We start from the raw sequence: 17,187 nt of genomic DNA on the forward strand, positions 1-17,187 counted from the left end.
CCGCCGGCCCCATTCAGACCGCGATGTTATCGATCAGGCGTGTGCTGCCGATCCTTGCCGCCACCAACATCCGCATCGGGCCGTCCTTCAGCGACCCGATCGGCGCCAGCGAGGCAGCGTGGCGGACCTCGAGATAATCCAGCACGAAGCCGGCCCTGGTGATCTCAGCGGCGCCGGCGGCCATGGTGGTCGCGGGGTCCTCGCCGGCGCGCAGGCGGCCCGCCGCTTGCTTCATCACCCGGTTGAGCGCGGGGGCCGCGCGCCGTTCCTCCGCCGAGAGGTAGACGTTGCGCGACGACATCGCGAGGCCGTCGCGTTCGCGCACCGTCTTCGACCCGATCACCTTGACGCCGAGGTCGAGATCCGCGGCCATCTGGGTCACCACCCGAAGCTGCTGAAAGTCCTTCTCGCCGAAGATCGCGACATCGGGCCGGACTTGCGTGAACAGCTTGCCGACCACGGTGGCGACGCCGCCGAAGAAGTGCGGCCGGAAGCGATCCTCCAAACCGGCGGTGGCCGGTCCCTCCGGCACGATCCTTGTGGCGAAGCCGTCGGGGTACATCGCCTTCACCTCGGGGTGCCAGATCAGGTCGACGCCCTCGGCGGCGAGCTTGGCGACGTCCTCCTTCCAGGTGCGCGGATACGAACCGAAGTCTTCGGTGGGGGCAAATTGCGTCGGGTTGACGAAGATCGAGACCACGACCCGCTTGGCGCGGCGCTTGGCGAGCCGCACCAGCGACACATGGCCGTCATGGAGCGCACCCATGGTCGGGACCAGCGCGACGGTCGCCTTCCTGGCGCGCAGGGTGTCGACGGCGCGACGAAGGGCGGGGACGGTACGGACGACGGTGGGATTTCTCGGCATCTGGTCTCGACTCGCGGGGCAAGCTGGGTGGGGGAATCCGGGTAGAACGTCTGGCATTCGGCAGGTAGCGGAGCTTACCAAGTTCGAACCGTCATCGGCAAACCGCCGCGCAAGCATTACCCGATCTCGCACGCGCATGGATCGCTGGCCGCGCGCCGCCGATCGACGCAGCCGGCTGCGATCGACGCAGCCAGCTTGCGCGTTCGATTCATCATTAAGGGCGGCTGCAATTGATTTCGTTGCGCAGTGATGCATTTCACTTGACCGCAGCCGTGCGCGATTTGAAGATCATTGCGGGGATTGAATCATGTTGGTGCAGGCTAGTCAGGGTCAATCCGGCTCCGCACATGTCGTGGTGCTCGGCAACGAGAAGGGTGGTTCGGGCAAGTCGACCACCGCCCTGCATATCGCCGTTGCGCTCCTGAAGGCCGGACAGCGCGTCGCCAGCATCGATCTCGACTGCCGCCAGCAGAGTTTTACCCGCTACATCGGCAATCGCCAGGCCTGGGCTCGCCGCTCCGGGCTCGATCTCGAGCTCCCCGCGCATTATTGCATCAAGTACGGCGAGACGATGCAGATCGAGGAGAACGAGAACGCCGAGTTCCAGCAGTTCATGGCCGCGGTGAGCGCGGTGGAACGTGCCTATGATTTCATCGTCATCGATACCCCGGGCTCCGACAGTTACCTGATGCGGCTCGCGCATTCGATGGCCGACACGCTGGTGACGCCGATCAACGACAGCTTCCTCGATTTCGACGTGCTCGGCACCGTCGATCCCGCGACCTATGCGGTGATCGGCGAGAGCCACTATGCGGAGATGGTGCGCGACGCCAGGCGCAAGCGTCGCCAGCTCGACGGGGCCTCGACCGACTGGATCGTGGTGCGCAACCGGCTGTCGATGCTCGGCTCGCGCAACAAGCAGCTGGTCGCCGACGGCTTGAAGCAGCTGTCGCTGCGGCTCGGGTTCCGTGCGGTCGACGGCTTTGCCGAGCGGGTGGTCTATCGCGAATTCTTCCCGCGCGGGCTGACCGCGCTCGACGACATCGACGAAGCGACGCTCGGCACCCGCCCGAGCCTCGGGCACGTCACCGCCCGTGAGGAGGTGATGGGGCTGTTGCGCCAGCTCAAGCTGCCGCTCGACGAGCGCGGCCGCCGCCGCGCCGCCAACCGGGCCGAATGGTTCAGCCAGGTGGACAAGCCGCTCGAAGTCGACGACATCATCGGCAGCTAGCGATCGTGAGCAGCAGCGCGTTGGCGGCGATCGATCTGGGTTGTCGGGGTGCCGTCGTCGGATTGTCGTTGCTGATCGCAGCCGTGTTGCTGCGCGACCGCCGTGACACGGCGGCACGCCTGGCCGCCGCGCTGGTGGTTGCAGTCGCCGCTTCCGCCATTTCCGGGGCGCCGGGATTTCCGCGGCCATGGCCATATTGGGCGCTGATCCTGCTGGCCTTGTCCTGCAGCGGATCGGTGCTGTTCTGGCTCTGGGCGCGCGCGACCTTCGATGACGATTTCGTGCTCCGGCCGTGGCACGGCGCCTTGCTGGTCGCGGTCGTCGGCGCGCAATTGTTCGATGCCTGGCCCGCTCGAGGCGTGCTCCGGGGTGGGCTCGATGATTCACTATCGTTCGTCTATCTCGGCTTCGCCGTGCTGGCCGCGGCACAGACGGTTGCGACATGGCAGGCGGACCTGATGGCGGGACGGCGGCGGTTGCGCGCGATCGTCCTGCTCGGTGCGGTGGCCTGGAGCGCCGCCGTTTTCTTTCACAATGTTTGGCCGACCCTGGTCGCCAGTTCATCGGTCTGGAGCGCAGCCAACGCGTCCGTGCTGGGGGCGCTGCTCGGTATCACGGCATGGAGCCGGTTTCAGGTGGCACCAACACAGCAGCCGTCCGTCCTTCTGCCCGCCGCGGCTCAAGTTCCCGGCGGTATCGGCGGGGCTCCGCCTGGACGGGAGGACAAGCCGTCGGCGGTCGATGCCGAGCTGTTGCGCAGGTTGCAGCGCCTGATGACGGTCGACTGCGCCTATCGGCGGGAACTGACCATCGGTTCGCTGTCGGCCGAGCTCGGCGTTCAGGAATACCGGCTGCGGCAGCTGATCAACGAAGGGCTCGGGTATCGCAACTTCAATGCATTCCTCAATCACTACCGAATTGAGGATGCCAGTGCGGCTCTCGCGGATCCCACACAGAAGCAAGTGCCGGTGCTGACGATCGCGATGGACGCCGGCTTTCAGTCGATCGGTCCGTTCAACCGGGCGTTCAAGGCCGCCACCGACCTGACACCGACCGAATTCCGGCGGCTGGCGCTGGCGAAGCACGCGTTCGGTGACGGCGCGAGCAGCCCAGGAAGCGCAGGAAAGCCAGGAATCGGCCAGTCGGACTGAGGAATCGGCCAGCCGAATTCTGAACCCGGCAAGCGCGGACCGAAGACATTGGGCAGACTTCTCCAAGCGGTCGCAAGGGCTGCGAAGTGGAGGATCGAATGGATCGGCGCCAGTTTGTTTCACTGCTCGGGGGCGCTGCGTTGACACCGCTCGCCCGATTGCCAGCTGTCGCGGACCCCTCCAATGGCTGCAGCGCTCCGGTTCGCCGCGACGACGGTTGGCCCGTCGCCCCCGTGACTGAGGACGGGCTCGTCGATCGCGGTGCGTTGTGCAGGATGGCCGATCGCCTCGCGAAGACTACCAACGTGCACTCCGTCCTCGTCGCGCGCGGAGGCGGCCTGGTGTTCGAGCGGTACTTCAGCGGTCCCGACGAGGTGGACAACCGCAAGCTGAGGAACGTCGTCTTCGATGCCGACACGCTGCACGACATGAAGTCGGTCTCGAAGAGCGTCGCGTCGCTCGCAACAGGTATCGCGATCGATCGCGGCCTGATCGCCAGCGTCGACGAACCGATCCTGAATTTCTTCCCCGAACTGTCCGATCTGCATTCTCCTGAGCGGAACCGTTTCAAATTGGTGCACGCACTCACAATGTCGATGGGTCAGAAGTGGATGGAGGCGACGCCGGAGACGGGAGACGAGGACAACGACGAGGCGCGTATGAACAGGTCGCCCGATTCCTGCCGGTACGTCCTCGGTCTTCCGGTGACGGCCCCGCCGGGACAGGAGTTCTTCTACAACACCGGCGCGCTCGCGCTCGTATCGGCCATCGTGCGCAAGGCGACCGGACGCCCGCTAGACGAATTTGCTCGGGAGGTGTTGTTTGAGCCTCTTGGCATCACGGCCGTGGAGTGGAAGCGCCGCAAGGGTGACACCGACGCCGGTGGCGGCTTGCGGCTGCGACCGCGCGACATGGCCAAGATCGGCCAGCTCGTCCTCGCGGGTGGCCGCTGGAACGGTCGCCAGATCGTCCCAAAGGCATGGATCGAGAGCTCGACGGCACCGAAACTCAAGGCCTCGGAGCATCAGCAATATGGATACCTGTGGTGGCTCGGCCGCTCCCAGTCCAATGGGCGCGCAGTCCAATGGGTCGGCGCGTTGGGGCGTGGCGGGCAGTCGATCCGCATCGTGCCGGAGCTCGATCTCGTTGTCGTGGTGACCGGAGGCTACTATCAGGACTACAGCCCGGAGGCCTTTCGCGCGCAGTACGCCGTCTTCAAAGACGTCCTGGGTGCGATTTCGCCGCCGACCTAGTTCGGCTCCAGCACCGTCATCTTGAACGGGCCGCTATTGGCGGCGGCGTGTGCCACGGCGTGGTTGGCGTGGTCCGAGATCGAAGGTGGTGACCTCGAACTGATCGAGCCGCAACAGCCCGGCGCGGGCGAGGTTGACGAGGCCGAAGGTGGCCTCCGGCGGATACATCCACACACCGTGAATGCTGATGCATTCGCGCATGATCCAGGGGTAGGGCAGGTCGAGCCCCGGTCCTGCGCTCTCGGCGGCAGAAGCTGACGCCCAAGCTCACCGCGCCCAGGCCGGGCGGCGGCGCCGCACGCCCGGTTTGCGCCGCGAGGAGGTGGCCGAACTCGCCGGTGTCGGGGTCGATTGGTACATCCGCCTCGAGCAGGGCCGTTCGGTCAGCCCGTCCGCCACCACGGTCGACGCGCTGGCGCGGGCGCTGCGCCTCAGCAAGGCCGAGCACACGCACCTGCGGGCGCTTGCGAAGGACGGCGACCGCCGGCCGTTCGCCGCGGAGGCCGTGCCGCCCGCGATCCGGCGGGTCGTCGAAAGCCTCAACCAGCCGGCCTATGTCACGGGACGGCGATGGAACGTGCTGGCCTGGAACAAGGCCGCGGAGGAGGTCTTCGCCTTCGGCCGCTTGCCGGAGAACGAGCGGAACACGTTGATCTGTGTGCTGACCAACTCCAGGAGCCGACGGCTGTTCGGCGCCAGTTGGGCCGAGGAAGCGCGGCGTATCGCGACCCAGTTCCGCCGGACCCACGACCTCTGGGCCGGCGACCCCGCATTTCTCGATCTGCAGGCGCGGCTTCGGCGGGGCTGCCCGGAGTTCGACGGCTGGTGGGGGACCCACGATGTCAGCGTCAGCGTCGCCGGCCGAAAGGAGTTCAACCACCCCAAGCGTGGCCGGCTGACATTTGAATACGCCACCTTCCAGGCCAACGACGATCCCGGCCTGAAGCTGATTATCTACACGGAAATTGGCTGAATTCCGTGGTTTCCCGGTGATTTTGGCCACGCCACGGCCAAAAAGCCGGAACAAAGCAGCCGAAATCCAGTTTCTCCCCAGCGTCGATCCAAGGGCGATTCAACGCTCGAACGCAACCTTGGGAACTCGCGTCAAAGGGGAGAGGAGAGCACGAGCCCTCACGGCAAGGCGTGTGCAATTGCACAAAGTATAGGTGCGACGCACAACGTTATGCCACCGAAGCCACAATATTTGGACTTCCTGTCACGGCGCTGTGACATATATTCTCAAAAGGAGGCCGAAGAGCCTCCGCCAAAATCGCCCTGTAAAGGCTGGCACCTCGAGGACGTCATGAAGCGTGGAATTCTCGTTCTGCTTTCGCTCTCCGTTGTGATTACGGGTGCGTATTTCACCGCGAGCAAGTGGGCGATCCGTCACGAAACTCTCATGTTCAAGGATCCGACCCGCGATGAGCGGCCGGTCGCGGTCGACGTTGCCGTGCGCTTCGACAAGGAGATGCAGGCCGACGCCGGCATGATCAAGCTCCCGGTTGCGATCCTCAATCATGGCAATACCGTCAAATTTACCGAATATTCCTTCCTCGCGAATGTGTTCGCCGCGCGCGGCTATCTGACCATCAGCATTCAGAACGACCTGCCGTCGGACGGACCGATGGTGACCAAGGTCGGCGAGCTCTATGTCGGGCGCCTGCCGCAATATCAGCGCGGCATCACCAACATCAAATTTGCGATCGAGGAGATGAAGAAGCGTCAGCCGAACGCGGACTACAGCAAGCTGACAATGGTCGGCCATTCCAATGGCGGCGACATCGCGATGTATTTCGCCAAGCAGTATCCTGACGAGATCAAGAAGGTCGTCACGCTGGACAATCTGCGCGTTCCGTTCATGACCGACGGCAAGTTCAAGATCCTCTCGTTCCGATCGCACGATCAGCAATTCAAACCCGATCCCGGCGTCGTGCCGGACGAGGAGCAGTGCGAGAAGGCCGGCATCACTGTCGTGAACACCAACTTCCAGCACAACGACATGCGCGACACCGGACCCGAGAAGGCCAAGGACTCGATCCAGGCGATGCTCGATAAATTCCTGGCCGACACCGACAGCGATGTCGCGGCGGTCGACACCAGGAATGCGCCGCCGAAGATTCTGGAGCCGGGTCCCGTCTCGCTCTACGTGCCGGTCGAGAAGCCCCAGACCTTTGGCGAGAAGGTCAAGAAGTCGCTCTCGCTGACCAAGACCGAGACCAAGAAGGATCCGTCGGTCACCAACTGAAGGGGCTGCCCGGGATCCGAACCGGCTCGGCGGGCGCGCAACGTTGACCAATCCGATACCGCGGCCCACATAGTGTTTGCTGTACGAGGCAAGCGCTGATGGCTGGCAAGACGATCAGACCGACATCGGGAAGCGAGGTGCGCCCGGCCGATGCGCCTGGCGCACCGGCATCGAGCGCCAATGACATCGCCGCGTTCGTGGCCAAGGCGCGCGCGATGTCGCCGCATCGCGCCGGCGCACGCGGCCGGCTGGTGTTCGCGCTCGATGCCACCATGAGCCGGCAGCCGACATGGGACATGGCGTGCACGTTGCAAGCGGACATGTTCCGCGAGGCTGGCGCGCTCGGCAGCCTCGATATCCGCCTCGTCTATTATCGTGGCTTCAACGAGTGCCGTGCGTCGGGCTGGATCTCCGACAGCGCGCAGCTCGCGCGGTTGATGAGCAAGATCGATTGCCGGGGCGGCAATACCCAGATCGGCAAGGTGTTGTCGGAGACCCGCCGCGAGGCGGTTGCGGCAGGCGTGCGCGCGCTGGTGTTCGTGGGCGACGCGATGGAGGAGAACGCGGATGCGCTGTGCGCAAGCGCCGGTGAGCTCGGCCTGCTCAAGGTGCCGGTCTTCATGTTCCAGGAGGGCGCGGACGCAACCGCCGAGCGGACGTTTCGCGAGATCGCGCGGCTGACCGGCGGCGCATGGTGCAGGTTCGATCCCGGCGCGGCGGCACAACTCCGCGAACTGCTGCGCGCCGCGGCGGCCTATGCTGCCGGCGGCCGCGAGGCGCTGCTGCAGCTGGCGAAGACGGCGAGCGGCGCGGCGAGGCTGATCGGCCAGATGAAATAGGCCCCCCGCCGGGTCAGGTTACGCCCGACGTCACGGCTTTGGCGATTGCGCCGAGCAGCGCCGACATGCCGGCCGTGACCTGTTGGGTCGGCTCCGCGACGCCGTGCCGTTCCGTCAGCCAGGCCGGATCATTGTAGGAGAACCAGCAGGCGCCGGCTTCGTCCTGCCAGACCAGCGCCTTAAGCGGCAGATCGATCCCGATGCTCTGCGCAGCCTGCATCAAGGGCGTGCCGCCCTTGGCGTTGCCAAACACGAACAGTTCGGTCGGACGGAGTGCAAGACTGGCGCTAGCTGCGCCCGCCGCATGATCGATCTGCGCGAACAAGGTCAGACCGCGCGCCTGCAGCTCGGCCTTGAGCCGGTCGGCCGTTTGCTTCGGCCCGGCATCGCTGCGAAGGCTGATCAGTCCGTCGATCGCCATTAAGCTTGCTCCAGCGCGATTGCCGCAGGCTACTCAATCGCAGGGGACGGCGCCACGCAATACGCCTTCACGCTCCAGTGAGACGAAGCTTCGCATGCTTTTTGCCGCCGGGCCGCTTATATTCCGCGCATGCCAACCCTGATCGCCGGCGTCGTCGCCGTTGTCGTCCTCTATTCCGCGCTGCAGATGTTTCGTGCGGCCAATCCTGCCGTGCTCGCGCGTGCGATCAAGATCGGGGGCGGGGTGCTTGCGCTTGCCGTTGCGGCCTTTACCGGGGTGCGGGGCGAACTGGCGGTGGCAATCCCGCTCGGCATCTTCGGCGCCGGACTGCTCGGCTGGTCGCCGTTCGGGAGCACCGGTCTTCCCAATTTCGGCGGCATGTTCGGCGGCTCGCGCAATCAGGGACAAAGCTCGCGGGTGCGCTCGCAATATCTCGACATGAGCCTCGATCACGACAGCGGCGTGCTCAAGGGCCAGATCGTGGCGGGACCGCAGGCCGGCCGCATGCTCGACGAGTTCGACCTGTCGCAGCTGCTGGCGATGGTGCCGAGCTTCGACGCCGAAAGCGTAGCGCTACTTGAAAGCTATCTGGACCGCCGCTTTCCCGCCTGGCGTCAGGACGCGCAGGGCGATCGGACAGGGGGGCAGGGCCGCGCGGCGGCGAGTGGCAAAATGACGAACGAGGAGGCCTATCAGATCCTTGGCCTGCAGCCGGGAGCGTCGCGTGACGATATTGGCCGGGCTCACCGCACCCTGATGAAGAAACTGCATCCCGACCAGGGGGGCTCGACGTATCTCGCTGCCCGTGTGAACGAGGCCAAGGATACTCTGCTTCGCACGCATCTCTAACTCCGGCTACGCTACTGACGCCACAGCCGAGAGCTGCCTTCCGTTTCTGATTGATGCCCCGCGTGGCCCGCCGCTGTCCGGCGTGGCCGATCGTTCTTTCGGGAAAACTTAACCGTAAAATCTTGACGAGAAGTTTCATGGTTGCGCCGCGCGCGGAAAGGTCGGTCGTTCACGGCGGCCTGCCAAGCAAAAGGGCCGGCGCTTGCGGCGCCGGCCCTTTGCAATGAAGAGATCGCGTCGATCAGTTGCGAACGGTGATGCAGGAGATCTCGGCGCGCTTCAGCGTCTTGCATGCAGCTTCCGCCTGATCGCGCTCGAGGCCGGCAAATCGGGCGCGGTAGAGCTTGCGATTGTCCTTGGCCACCACCTCGGTGAACGGGTCAGCCTTGCTGAGCAGGCCGCGGGCCGAGCTGCGCGCAAGGTCGATACGCTTGTTGGCCTCGCCTTCAGACTCGAGCGCGCCAACCTGGATGATCCAGCCGGAATGCGGGGCACCTGGCTTGACGACGCTGGTTTGCGGGGAGGCCTGCAGGCTGCGGGTCGGTTCGATCGAGGCCGCGGCCTGCGGTGCCGGAGCGGCGGCCGGTGCATGGACGGCCGAGGCCGGCAGCACGCCGAGGATGCCGTTGCCGGTGCCGAAATTGGCCGGCTGCGCCGGCATCTCGGGCCGCGAGGTCTCGGCAGCCCGCGCTATCATCGCATTGGAGGTCTCGGGAACTTCGCCGCGTGACGGGATGGTGCTGGTGATCGGGGGCGCGGACTGTGCCGGGCCTGCGGCGGCAAGCCTGACCTGGCCGGCCTTCACCTGGACGGTCTTCACCTTGACCGGTTTCATCGGTTCGGCTGAGCCCGGGATCGCGGTGATCGGCTGGGTCTGGATCACGCCTGAGGTCAACGGGGCCGGCTCGGGCTTGGCCTGCGGCTCAGGCTTCGCCGGGGGCGGTGGCAGAGCGGCGGCGACTGCCGCCATCAGCGAAGGCTTGCTCGCCGGGCGCGGCGACTGCACCGCGACGGCTGCCGCAGCGGGCTCGGAGGCCGCGACCGGCGCGGTGTCCGCGCTGCGGCCGTTGTCGGCATCGGCAACCTCGACATTGGCGTCGGCCGGGTTGCGCTCGGTAATCGCGGCGGCAGTGCGGGTGGTCGCGCCCTTGCCGATGTTTTCGGCCAGCAGGTTGCGCATGATGGCATCGCGCGAGCCGCCGCTGCGGCCGCCGAGCACCACGCCGACCAGGAAGCGGTTGCCGCGGTGGATCGAGGTGACGAGGTTGAAGCCGGAGGCGCGGGTGTAGCCGGTCTTGATGCCGTCGACGCCCTCGACGCTGCCGAGCAGGCGATTGTGGCCGGTGATGGTGTGGCCGCGGAAATTGAACGCCGTGGTCGAGAAGTAGCGATAGTAACGCGGGAAGCGATCCTGGATGGCGCGGCCGAGCGTCGCCTGATCGCGCGCGGTGGTGATCTGCTCGTCGTTGGGCAGGCCGGAGGCGTTGCGGTAGGTGGTCCGGCTCATGCCGAGCGCGCGGGCCTTGCGGGTCATCATCCGGGCGAAGTCGTCTTCGCTGCCGCCGATCGCCTCGGCGATCACGACCGCGGCGTCATTGGCGGAGCGGGTGACGAGGCCCTTGATGGCGTCTTCGACCCTGATGGTCTGGCCGGGCCGCAGGCCGAGCTTGGTCGGGTCCTGCTCGGAGGCGTGCTCGGAGACCGGCATCTCGGTGTCGAGCTTCATCTTTCCGGAATCGAGGCGCTCGAACAGCAGATAGAGCGTCATGATCTTGGTGAGCGAGGCGGGGTGCCGCAGGCCGTCGGGACTGTTCGACGTCAGCACCGAGCCGCTGTTGCCGTCGACGACGATCGACGCGAATTGCGGGCTGTAGCTTTCGCGCGCGGACTCGCTGTGGTGGTGACGTGCGGTGTGACGCCGGTGACGGCGCGCCTCCGCGCTATCACTGGTGATCAGGATCGCCGTCGTGACGGTAACGAGCCCAAGAACGCCAACTCGCAGCGCCCGCGAGGAGGCCAAGGTTGTTCGAAGCATCTACTTCCCCGTCCCAATTTCTATCTAGATCACCGGCTCGTGAGGCGAAATTGTGCCCGGCGGCCGTCGATCCTTGCCTGCGCAACAGACCACTTCGGGCAGAACCATCGGCCCTCATGGCGGCTCAGGTCGCTCTTCTAGCTAAGGTGTTGTTCACAAACAGCTTTCAAGGCTGTCCGTCGGAAGGCGAACAAAGTCCGGGAATCAGGTTAGGCGGCCCGAGTTTCCAAAAGATTAAGCAACCGTTGCGTAGCTCCCCAAGGTTTATGGCAAATGCTCAGGATTCGGGCAAACATCATTGTGCGGCGCACAATATTTGTTGACTTTATTGTGCGATGCGATATTCCAATCGTTGTCTGGGGGCCGGGAGCTTCCCGGCAATGGGAATTTGCGCCTTCAAGTCTGGGAAAAGGAATTCCATCCATGGTCAAGATCGAAGACATTCAGAACTACGGCAAAGAGCATTTCGAGTCCGTCACTGCGTCTGCGAACAACCTGCAGAGCGGCGTTCAGGCGATCGCCACCGCCTATGGCGACTACGCCAAGAAGTCGTTTGAGGACACCAAGTCGTTCGTCGAGAAGCTGTCGGGCGTGAAGTCGTTGGACAAGGCGCTCGAGGCCCAGACCGAGTTCTTGCGCTCGTCCTACGAGACCTTCGTCGCGGAATCGCAGAAGATCGCCGGCCTCTACAGCGACTGCGCCAAGCAGACCTTCAAGCCCTATGAGGGCCTGGTCTCCAAGTTCGCGCCCGCCGCTCAGTAAGCGTCGCCGATCCAAGATAAACCAAAAGCCCGGCCGTTTTGGCCGGGCTTTTTTGTTGCGCGTGAAGCGGGCGGTTATTTCGCCAGCCGCAGCTTGCTGAGAGCGGTTCCGATCGTGTTGAACGTGGTCACGATCTGGGTTGAACTGGTCAGCATGAAGAACTTGTCGGGGCTGCTGGCGCAGTTCTTCAACACGGTCGAGGTCGGATCGCCGCTCGTGTTCACCTGGATCGCGTAGATCGTGTACATCGGCGCGCCGTTGGCATCCTTTGCGGCTTGCAGATTTTGGCACTGCAGGGCCTGCCTGGCGTCAATCGGATTGCCTGAGGCCTGTGAACTGCCGTCGCCGTAATCGGGCCAGCGGTCCTCGGTGTTCAGACCGTCGGAAAGTATGATGATGACCCGGTTGTAGGTGGTGTTGGCGTCCTCGGCAGGCGCGTTTAGCGGACCGCCCACCAGAAGGGACTGCCACGCCCAGGCGAGGCCGACCGACTGGTCGGTGCCGCCCGTCGGTTGCATTGCGTTGACCGCCGTCTTGAGCGCGCTCCAATTGTAGCTCAGGGGGATGATCGGCCCGAGCGTCGTCGAGGCGCTGCTGCTGCAATAGGCCGTGCTGTTTTCATAGTACTCGTTGGCCGGGAACATCGTGGTGACGTCGGATGTGTTCGGCAGTACGCCGGTCGCATCGTTTGGCTGCGTGCGGTCAGTGATGCAGCCTGTCCATGTGCTGATGGGATTGGTGGAGGGCTGCTGCCAGTTGTTCACCACGGTCGGCGTCTGGTTGGTCGCAGTCCATTGGTTGTTGGTCCAGCCGACGACGGCGGTGACCCGGGGCTGGCTCTTGTTGTCGACCGTGTCGTTGGGGCCCGGCTGTGTCCAGTCATGGGTATACAGCGTGCCGGTGCACTGATAGACGCCGTTCTTGGTGCCGCAGCTGCAGCCGCTGACGGGGTTGCCCGTCGAGTCCGTGGGACAGGAGCACGAGTTCGAGCCGGAGCAGAATACGCCCGTGCCAACTTGCGTGCTGACCCAGCAGCCATTGTATTTCGTGTGCGAATTGTAATCGACGCTCGGGCAGATGTAGCCCGAATAGGTCCCGCTCGACGGGATGTAGGTCGTGCTGGATGAATTGGTCGGCCCCTTCGTGCAGGTGAAGCCGCCGTTCCCGTTGGTCCAGGGGCATCGTGCACCCGGTCCCACCGCATGCCAGTTCATGGGAAGGGTTGCCTGGGTGCTGCCGTTGTTGGGCTGCGTGGTCGGAGGATTGAGCCAGTCGGTCCAGTCGATGTAGTTCTGGGTATAGTTGCTGGAGCCGACATTGACGACCTTGGCGAACGGGATGACGGAGATGTAGACGTCGCCGTTGTTCTTGCTCAGCGCGCTGAGCTGGTCGATCAGGCCGCCGGATCCTGCCACCGCGTTGCGCAGCGCGGTAATCTTGCCGTTGTCCGCCATCGACCCCGTGTTATCGAGGGCGAGGGCGACGCGCATCTTGACGTTGCCCCAGGTGGTGGTGGTCGAGGTACCGAAGTTCATTTTCTGGAAATTGCCGCCGGACAGATCAGCAAATTTCATGAAATAGGTGTTGATGTAGCCGGACCCGCTCAGGAGAATGGTCGCCGCCGTGTTCGCGGTCGGGGTCGTATAGGTGGCCGAGATGGCAATGCCTTGGCCGTCCTTGTTGGTGAAGAGACTGTTGAAATAGGTCTGCGCCTTGCTCGGGATCTGCGCGGCCGTGATGGTGCCCATGGTCAGATCCTTGGACAGCATCAGCGCGGTGGAATCGAGGGCCGCCTGCATCGCGGTGCGGGCGTTGTTGGCGCGGGTATAGTCGATTGCAGCGCCCACGAAGGCGAGGATCGGCAGGATGGCGAGGGTGAAGATCACCGCGACATTGCCGTCGGTTGCCCTGGAAAACCGGCGGAGGGCCGCGCGGATGCGATTGGAAACGGCTGAGCCAAGCATGGCGCCCTCGTCAAAATGGATTGCGGGGCCATCTCGACTAGCGTGGCTAAACAGATGGTGAATCGGCCTAGGGAAACCCGGTGGCGCGGCCCCCGCAGATGGTCAAAAGCAGGGCAAAAGCAGGTGCCATCCTGAATGCCGTCTAAACTGGATGCCCTGCTCCTTTGTCAAATCGGGCAGAAAAGATTAACCTTGCGGGGTTGCCGCGCCGGGAGACGAACCGGTGGGCTGCGGCGGGTCTGCGCTTGCGGCGGGGCGTCGTGAGGCCCATATTCGGGAGGTCAATCCGGCCGCCGGATCGGACCGGGAGCGGCAATCGGAGAGTACTTGCTGGGGGTTCCGCGATCAGTCTTGCGGCAATCGCGTCCACCTTCCAATTGCCAACCGGTTTCCCGCCGGTCTCCTTGGGGAATTCGAACGCCTGAGCCATGCTGCGATACACGTTGACAGTCCCGATCTCCGAGCCGGTTTCGGCCAAGCCCGCGGTGTCCGCCGCGCCGGCGCCGAAAATGAGCAATGACGATAACCGCAATGGAGCGGGCGGCGGCCCGTCGACCTCGGTCATCACCAAGGTCAAGCCGAAGACCAAACGCCCGAACCTGTATCGCGTCCTGATCCTGAACGACGACTACACGCCGATGGAGTTCGTGGTTCACGTGCTGGAGCGATTCTTCAACAAGGACGCCGAGGCGGCGACCAAGATCATGCTGCACGTCCACCATCACGGGATCGGTGAGTGCGGCGTGTTTACCTATGAGATCGCCGAGACCAAGGTGACGCAAGTCATGGACTTCGCGCGGAAGCATCAGCATCCGCTGCAATGTGTGATGGAAAAGAAATAGTTCGCGGCAACGATTGACCTGCCGCGGGAAGCGGAACGGGTCTTGCTTCGCGTTTTTGACGGCAGCGGACGGTGTTCCCGTATGATCACGGGGCGCGGCCGGACCACGTCCCGGCGCCTGAATTTTAGAAGAAAACCATCACCTCGGGACCGGTCTTTCGCCACGATCCGTCGTAACTATATCAATGGCGATCACGAAGGTTGTTATTGCCTGACCCGGTAATGGCGATCATGATGGCCGGGGGCCATAGAGGACGCGAATGCCTACTTTTTCCCAAAGCCTAGAACAATCCTTGCATCGTGCATTGGCGATCGCGAACGAGCGTCACCATCAATACGCGACGCTCGAACACCTTCTGCTGTCGCTGATCGATGACTCGGATGCGGCGGCGGTAATGCGGGCCTGCAGCGTCGATCTCGACAAGCTGAGGACCAGCCTCGTCAATTATCTCGAGACCGAATTCGAAAACCTGGTGACTGACGGCGCCGACGACGCGAAGCCGACCGCCGGGTTCCAGCGCGTGATCCAGCGCGCGGTGATTCACGTCCAGTCGTCCGGTCGCGAGGAAGTGACCGGCGCGAACGTGCTGATCGCGATCTTCGCCGAGCGCGAGAGCCACGCCGCGTATTTCCTGCAGGAGCAGGACATGACGCGCTACGACGCCGTCAACTATATCAGTCACGGCATCGCCAAGCGGCCCGGCGTCTCCGAGGCGCGTCCGGTGCGCGGCGTCGACGAGGAGACCGAGACCAAGGGCAACGAGGACGCCAAGAAGAAGGGTGAGGCGCTCGAGACCTATTGCGTCAACCTGAACAAGAAGGCGCGCGACGGCAAGATCGATCCGGTGATCGGCCGCAATGCCGAGATCAACCGTGCGATCCAGGTGCTGTGCCGCCGCCAGAAGAACAATCCGCTGTTCGTCGGCGAAGCCGGCGTCGGCAAGACCGCGATCGCCGAAGGCCTCGCCAAGCGCATCGTCGACAGCGACGTGCCTGAGGTGCTGGCGGCCGCGACCGTGTTCTCGCTCGACATGGGCACGCTGCTCGCGGGCACCCGCTACCGCGGTGATTTCGAGGAGCGGCTCAAGCAGGTCCTGAAGGAGCTGGAGGCGCATCCGAACGCCATCCTGTTCATCGACGAGATCCATACCGTGATCGGCGCCGGCGCCACCTCGGGCGGCGCGATGGATGCGTCCAACCTGCTGAAGCCTGCGCTGGCTTCGGGCACGATCCGCTGCATGGGCTCGACGACCTACAAGGAATATCGTCAGCACTTCGAGAAGGACCGCGCGCTGGTGCGGCGCTTCCAGAAGATCGACGTCAACGAGCCGACGGTGGAAGACGCGATCGCGATCCTCAAGGGCCTCAAGCCCTATTTCGAGGATTACCATCGGCTGAAATACACCAATGAGGCGATCGAGGCGGCGGTGCAGCTGTCCTCGCGCTACATCCATGACCGCAAGTTGCCCGACAAGGCGATCGACGTGATCGACGAGTCCGGCGCGGCGCAGATGCTGGTCGCCGAGAGCAAGCGCAAGAAGACGATCGGCATCAAGGAGATCGAGACAACGATCGCCACCATGGCGCGGATCCCGCCGAAGAGCGTGTCGAAGGACGATGCAGAGGTGCTGAAGCATCTTGAGCAGACCCTGAAGCGCACGGTGTTCGGTCAGGACAAGGCGATCGAGTCGCTGGCGGCATCGATCAAGCTGGCGCGAGCCGGCTTGCGCGAGCCGGAGAAGCCGATCGGCAGCTACCTGTTCTCGGGGCCGACCGGCGTCGGCAAGACCGAAGTGGCCAAGCAGCTCGCGGCGTCGCTGGGCGTCGAGCTGCTGCGCTTCGACATGTCCGAATACATGGAGCGGCACACCGTGTCGCGGCTGATCGGCGCACCTCCCGGCTATGTCGGCTTCGACCAGGGCGGCCTGCTCACCGATGGCGTGGACCAGCATCCACATTGCGTGGTGCTGCTCGACGAGATCGAGAAGGCGCATCCTGATCTCTACAACGTGCTGCTGCAGATCATGGACCATGGCCGGCTCACCGACCATAACGGCAAGCAGGTCAACTTCCGCAACGTGATCCTGATCATGACCACCAATGCGGGCGCGGCTGACCTCGCGCGGCAGGCCTTCGGCTTCACCCGCTCGAAGCGAGAAGGCGACGATCACGAGGCGATCAACCGGCAGTTCGCGCCGGAGTTCCGCAACCGGCTGGATGCGATCGTCTCCTTCGCACACCTCAATGCCGAGGTGATCGGCATGGTGGTCGAGAAGTTCGTGCTGCAGCTCGAGGCCCAACTCGCCGACCGCGACGTCACGATCGAGTTGTCGGAGCCCGCCAAGGCCTGGCTGATCGAGCACGGCTATGACGAACAGATGGGCGCGCGTCCGATGGCGCGGATCATCCAGGAGCACATCAAGAAGCCGCTCGCGGATGAAGTTCTGTTCGGCCACCTCAAGGGCGGCGGACACGTTCGCGTCGTCCTCGTCAAGGACGAGGCGGCCGCCAAGGACAAGATCGGCTTCGAATATGTCGAGGGCCCAGGTCACGCCGAAACCCGAGAGCCTGCCGCCGCGCAAGCGCAAGCCGCCGAAGGGTGGCCCCAACAATGGCGGCGGAGGCGGCACCAAGGGGCCGGCCTCGAAGGGGCCGATGGTCAAGGCCTGAGGCGCGAGCGAACAACCAAATGAAAAGGCCGGCTGAACAGCCGGCCTTTTTGTTTGTGCCG

The 17,187-nt window shown here is 64.3% G+C and carries 12 protein-coding genes and 3 pseudogenes; 10 read left to right on the forward strand and 5 right to left on the reverse strand.

Annotated elements, in window-relative coordinates; all coding sequences use genetic code 11:
• Window positions 1-13 precede the first annotated feature (13 nt).
• Window positions 14-865 carry a pantoate--beta-alanine ligase gene (panC, locus tag ACVISU_RS39190; protein WP_050399783.1) on the reverse strand — a complete coding sequence of 284 codons (852 nt, stop codon included), beginning with the start codon at window positions 863-865 and terminating at the stop codon, window positions 14-16.
• Between the two features lie 307 nt (window positions 866-1,172).
• Here panC and ACVISU_RS39195 point away from each other — a divergent pair, with 307 nt between their 5' ends.
• The 3 genes from ACVISU_RS39195 (at window position 1,173) to ACVISU_RS39205 (ending at window position 4,500) form a co-directional block, all read left to right on the forward strand.
• Entirely contained in the window at window positions 1,173-2,096 is a 924-nt protein-coding gene (locus tag ACVISU_RS39195) for a division plane positioning ATPase MipZ (RefSeq protein WP_456710502.1), read from the forward strand.
• A 5-nt stretch (window positions 2,097-2,101) separates the two neighbouring features.
• A complete protein-coding gene (locus ACVISU_RS39200) occupies window positions 2,102-3,247 on the forward strand; it encodes a helix-turn-helix domain-containing protein (RefSeq protein ID WP_456710503.1) in 1,146 nt (381 codons plus the stop codon).
• A gap of 98 nt (window positions 3,248-3,345) precedes the next feature.
• A complete protein-coding gene (locus tag ACVISU_RS39205; protein WP_456710504.1) occupies window positions 3,346-4,500 on the forward strand; it encodes a serine hydrolase domain-containing protein in 1,155 nt (384 codons plus the stop codon).
• On the opposite strand, the pseudogene ACVISU_RS39210 reads toward ACVISU_RS39205, so the two are convergent.
• Window positions 4,497-4,740: pseudogene (locus ACVISU_RS39210) on the reverse strand (alcohol dehydrogenase); the annotation flags it as partial. The gene ACVISU_RS39205 and the pseudogene ACVISU_RS39210 overlap by 4 nt on opposite strands.
• On the opposite strand from ACVISU_RS39210, the pseudogene ACVISU_RS39215 reads away from it, so the two are divergent.
• The 3 genes and pseudogenes from ACVISU_RS39215 to ACVISU_RS39225 all read left to right on the forward strand — a co-directional run bounded on the left by ACVISU_RS39215 (window position 4,734) and on the right by ACVISU_RS39225 (window position 7,584).
• Window positions 4,734-5,473: pseudogene (locus ACVISU_RS39215) on the forward strand (helix-turn-helix transcriptional regulator). The pseudogenes ACVISU_RS39210 and ACVISU_RS39215 overlap by 7 nt on opposite strands.
• A 330-nt stretch (window positions 5,474-5,803) precedes the next feature.
• Entirely contained in the window at window positions 5,804-6,745 is a 942-nt protein-coding gene (locus tag ACVISU_RS39220) for an alpha/beta hydrolase family protein (RefSeq protein ID WP_050399779.1), read from the forward strand.
• A gap of 98 nt (window positions 6,746-6,843) precedes the next feature.
• Window positions 6,844-7,584, forward strand: a complete 741-nt coding sequence (locus tag ACVISU_RS39225; protein WP_050399778.1) for a vWA domain-containing protein — start codon at window positions 6,844-6,846, stop codon at window positions 7,582-7,584.
• Window positions 7,585-7,597: 13 nt separating this feature from the next.
• Here the strand turns inward: ACVISU_RS39225 and ACVISU_RS39230 are convergent, their stop codons facing one another.
• Window positions 7,598-8,005 (reverse strand): DUF302 domain-containing protein, encoded by a 408-nt coding sequence (locus ACVISU_RS39230; RefSeq protein WP_456710505.1) that lies wholly within the window; start codon window positions 8,003-8,005, stop codon window positions 7,598-7,600.
• A gap of 129 nt (window positions 8,006-8,134) precedes the next feature.
• Between ACVISU_RS39230 and ACVISU_RS39235 the strand changes: the two genes are divergently transcribed.
• Entirely contained in the window at window positions 8,135-8,854 is a 720-nt protein-coding gene (locus ACVISU_RS39235) for a DnaJ domain-containing protein (RefSeq protein WP_456710506.1), read from the forward strand.
• A 241-nt stretch (window positions 8,855-9,095) separates the two neighbouring features.
• On the opposite strand, the gene ACVISU_RS39240 is transcribed toward ACVISU_RS39235, so the two are convergent.
• The gene (locus ACVISU_RS39240) at window positions 9,096-10,889 is read right to left on the reverse strand and encodes a serine hydrolase (protein ID WP_456710507.1); all 1,794 of its coding nucleotides are present in this window, start codon (window positions 10,887-10,889) and stop codon (window positions 9,096-9,098) included.
• A gap of 423 nt (window positions 10,890-11,312) precedes the next feature.
• Here ACVISU_RS39240 and ACVISU_RS39245 point away from each other — a divergent pair, with 423 nt between their 5' ends.
• Window positions 11,313-11,651: a phasin family protein gene (locus ACVISU_RS39245; protein ID WP_050399774.1), complete on the forward strand. Its 339-nt coding sequence runs from the start codon at window positions 11,313-11,315 to the stop codon at window positions 11,649-11,651.
• Window positions 11,652-11,725: 74 nt separating this feature from the next.
• On the opposite strand, the gene ACVISU_RS39250 is transcribed toward ACVISU_RS39245, so the two are convergent.
• Window positions 11,726-13,615, reverse strand: a complete 1,890-nt coding sequence (locus ACVISU_RS39250) for a pilus assembly protein TadG-related protein (RefSeq protein ID WP_456710508.1) — start codon at window positions 13,613-13,615, stop codon at window positions 11,726-11,728.
• Between the two features lie 509 nt (window positions 13,616-14,124).
• Between ACVISU_RS39250 and clpS the strand changes: the two genes are divergently transcribed.
• Window positions 14,125-14,457: an ATP-dependent Clp protease adapter ClpS gene (gene clpS / locus ACVISU_RS39255; protein ID WP_050399822.1), complete on the forward strand. Its 333-nt coding sequence runs from the start codon at window positions 14,125-14,127 to the stop codon at window positions 14,455-14,457.
• Window positions 14,458-14,716: 259 nt separating this feature from the next.
• Window positions 14,717-17,126: pseudogene (gene clpA, locus ACVISU_RS39260) on the forward strand (ATP-dependent Clp protease ATP-binding subunit ClpA).
• Window positions 17,127-17,187: the final 61 nt, after the last annotated feature.

The organism is Bradyrhizobium sp. USDA 4452, from assembly GCF_054063575.1.

Excerpts from the sequence above, each read along its gene's own strand:
- panC (WP_050399783.1), bottom strand. The coding sequence starts at position 865 with ATGCCGAGAAATCCCACCGTCGTCCGTACCGTCCCCGCCCTTCGTCGC.
- ACVISU_RS39195 (WP_456710502.1), top strand. The coding sequence starts at position 1,173 with ATGTTGGTGCAGGCTAGTCAGGGTCAATCCGGCTCCGCACATGTCGTG.
- ACVISU_RS39205 (WP_456710504.1), top strand. The coding sequence starts at position 3,346 with ATGGATCGGCGCCAGTTTGTTTCACTGCTCGGGGGCGCTGCGTTGACA.
- ACVISU_RS39220 (WP_050399779.1), top strand. The coding sequence starts at position 5,804 with ATGAAGCGTGGAATTCTCGTTCTGCTTTCGCTCTCCGTTGTGATTACG.
- ACVISU_RS39225 (WP_050399778.1), top strand. The coding sequence starts at position 6,844 with ATGGCTGGCAAGACGATCAGACCGACATCGGGAAGCGAGGTGCGCCCG.
- ACVISU_RS39230 (WP_456710505.1), bottom strand. The coding sequence starts at position 8,005 with ATGGCGATCGACGGACTGATCAGCCTTCGCAGCGATGCCGGGCCGAAG.
- ACVISU_RS39235 (WP_456710506.1), top strand. The coding sequence starts at position 8,135 with ATGCCAACCCTGATCGCCGGCGTCGTCGCCGTTGTCGTCCTCTATTCC.
- ACVISU_RS39240 (WP_456710507.1), bottom strand. The coding sequence starts at position 10,889 with ATGCTTCGAACAACCTTGGCCTCCTCGCGGGCGCTGCGAGTTGGCGTT.
- ACVISU_RS39245 (WP_050399774.1), top strand. The coding sequence starts at position 11,313 with ATGGTCAAGATCGAAGACATTCAGAACTACGGCAAAGAGCATTTCGAG.
- ACVISU_RS39250 (WP_456710508.1), bottom strand. The coding sequence starts at position 13,615 with ATGCTTGGCTCAGCCGTTTCCAATCGCATCCGCGCGGCCCTCCGCCGG.
- clpS (WP_050399822.1), top strand. The coding sequence starts at position 14,125 with ATGAGCAATGACGATAACCGCAATGGAGCGGGCGGCGGCCCGTCGACC.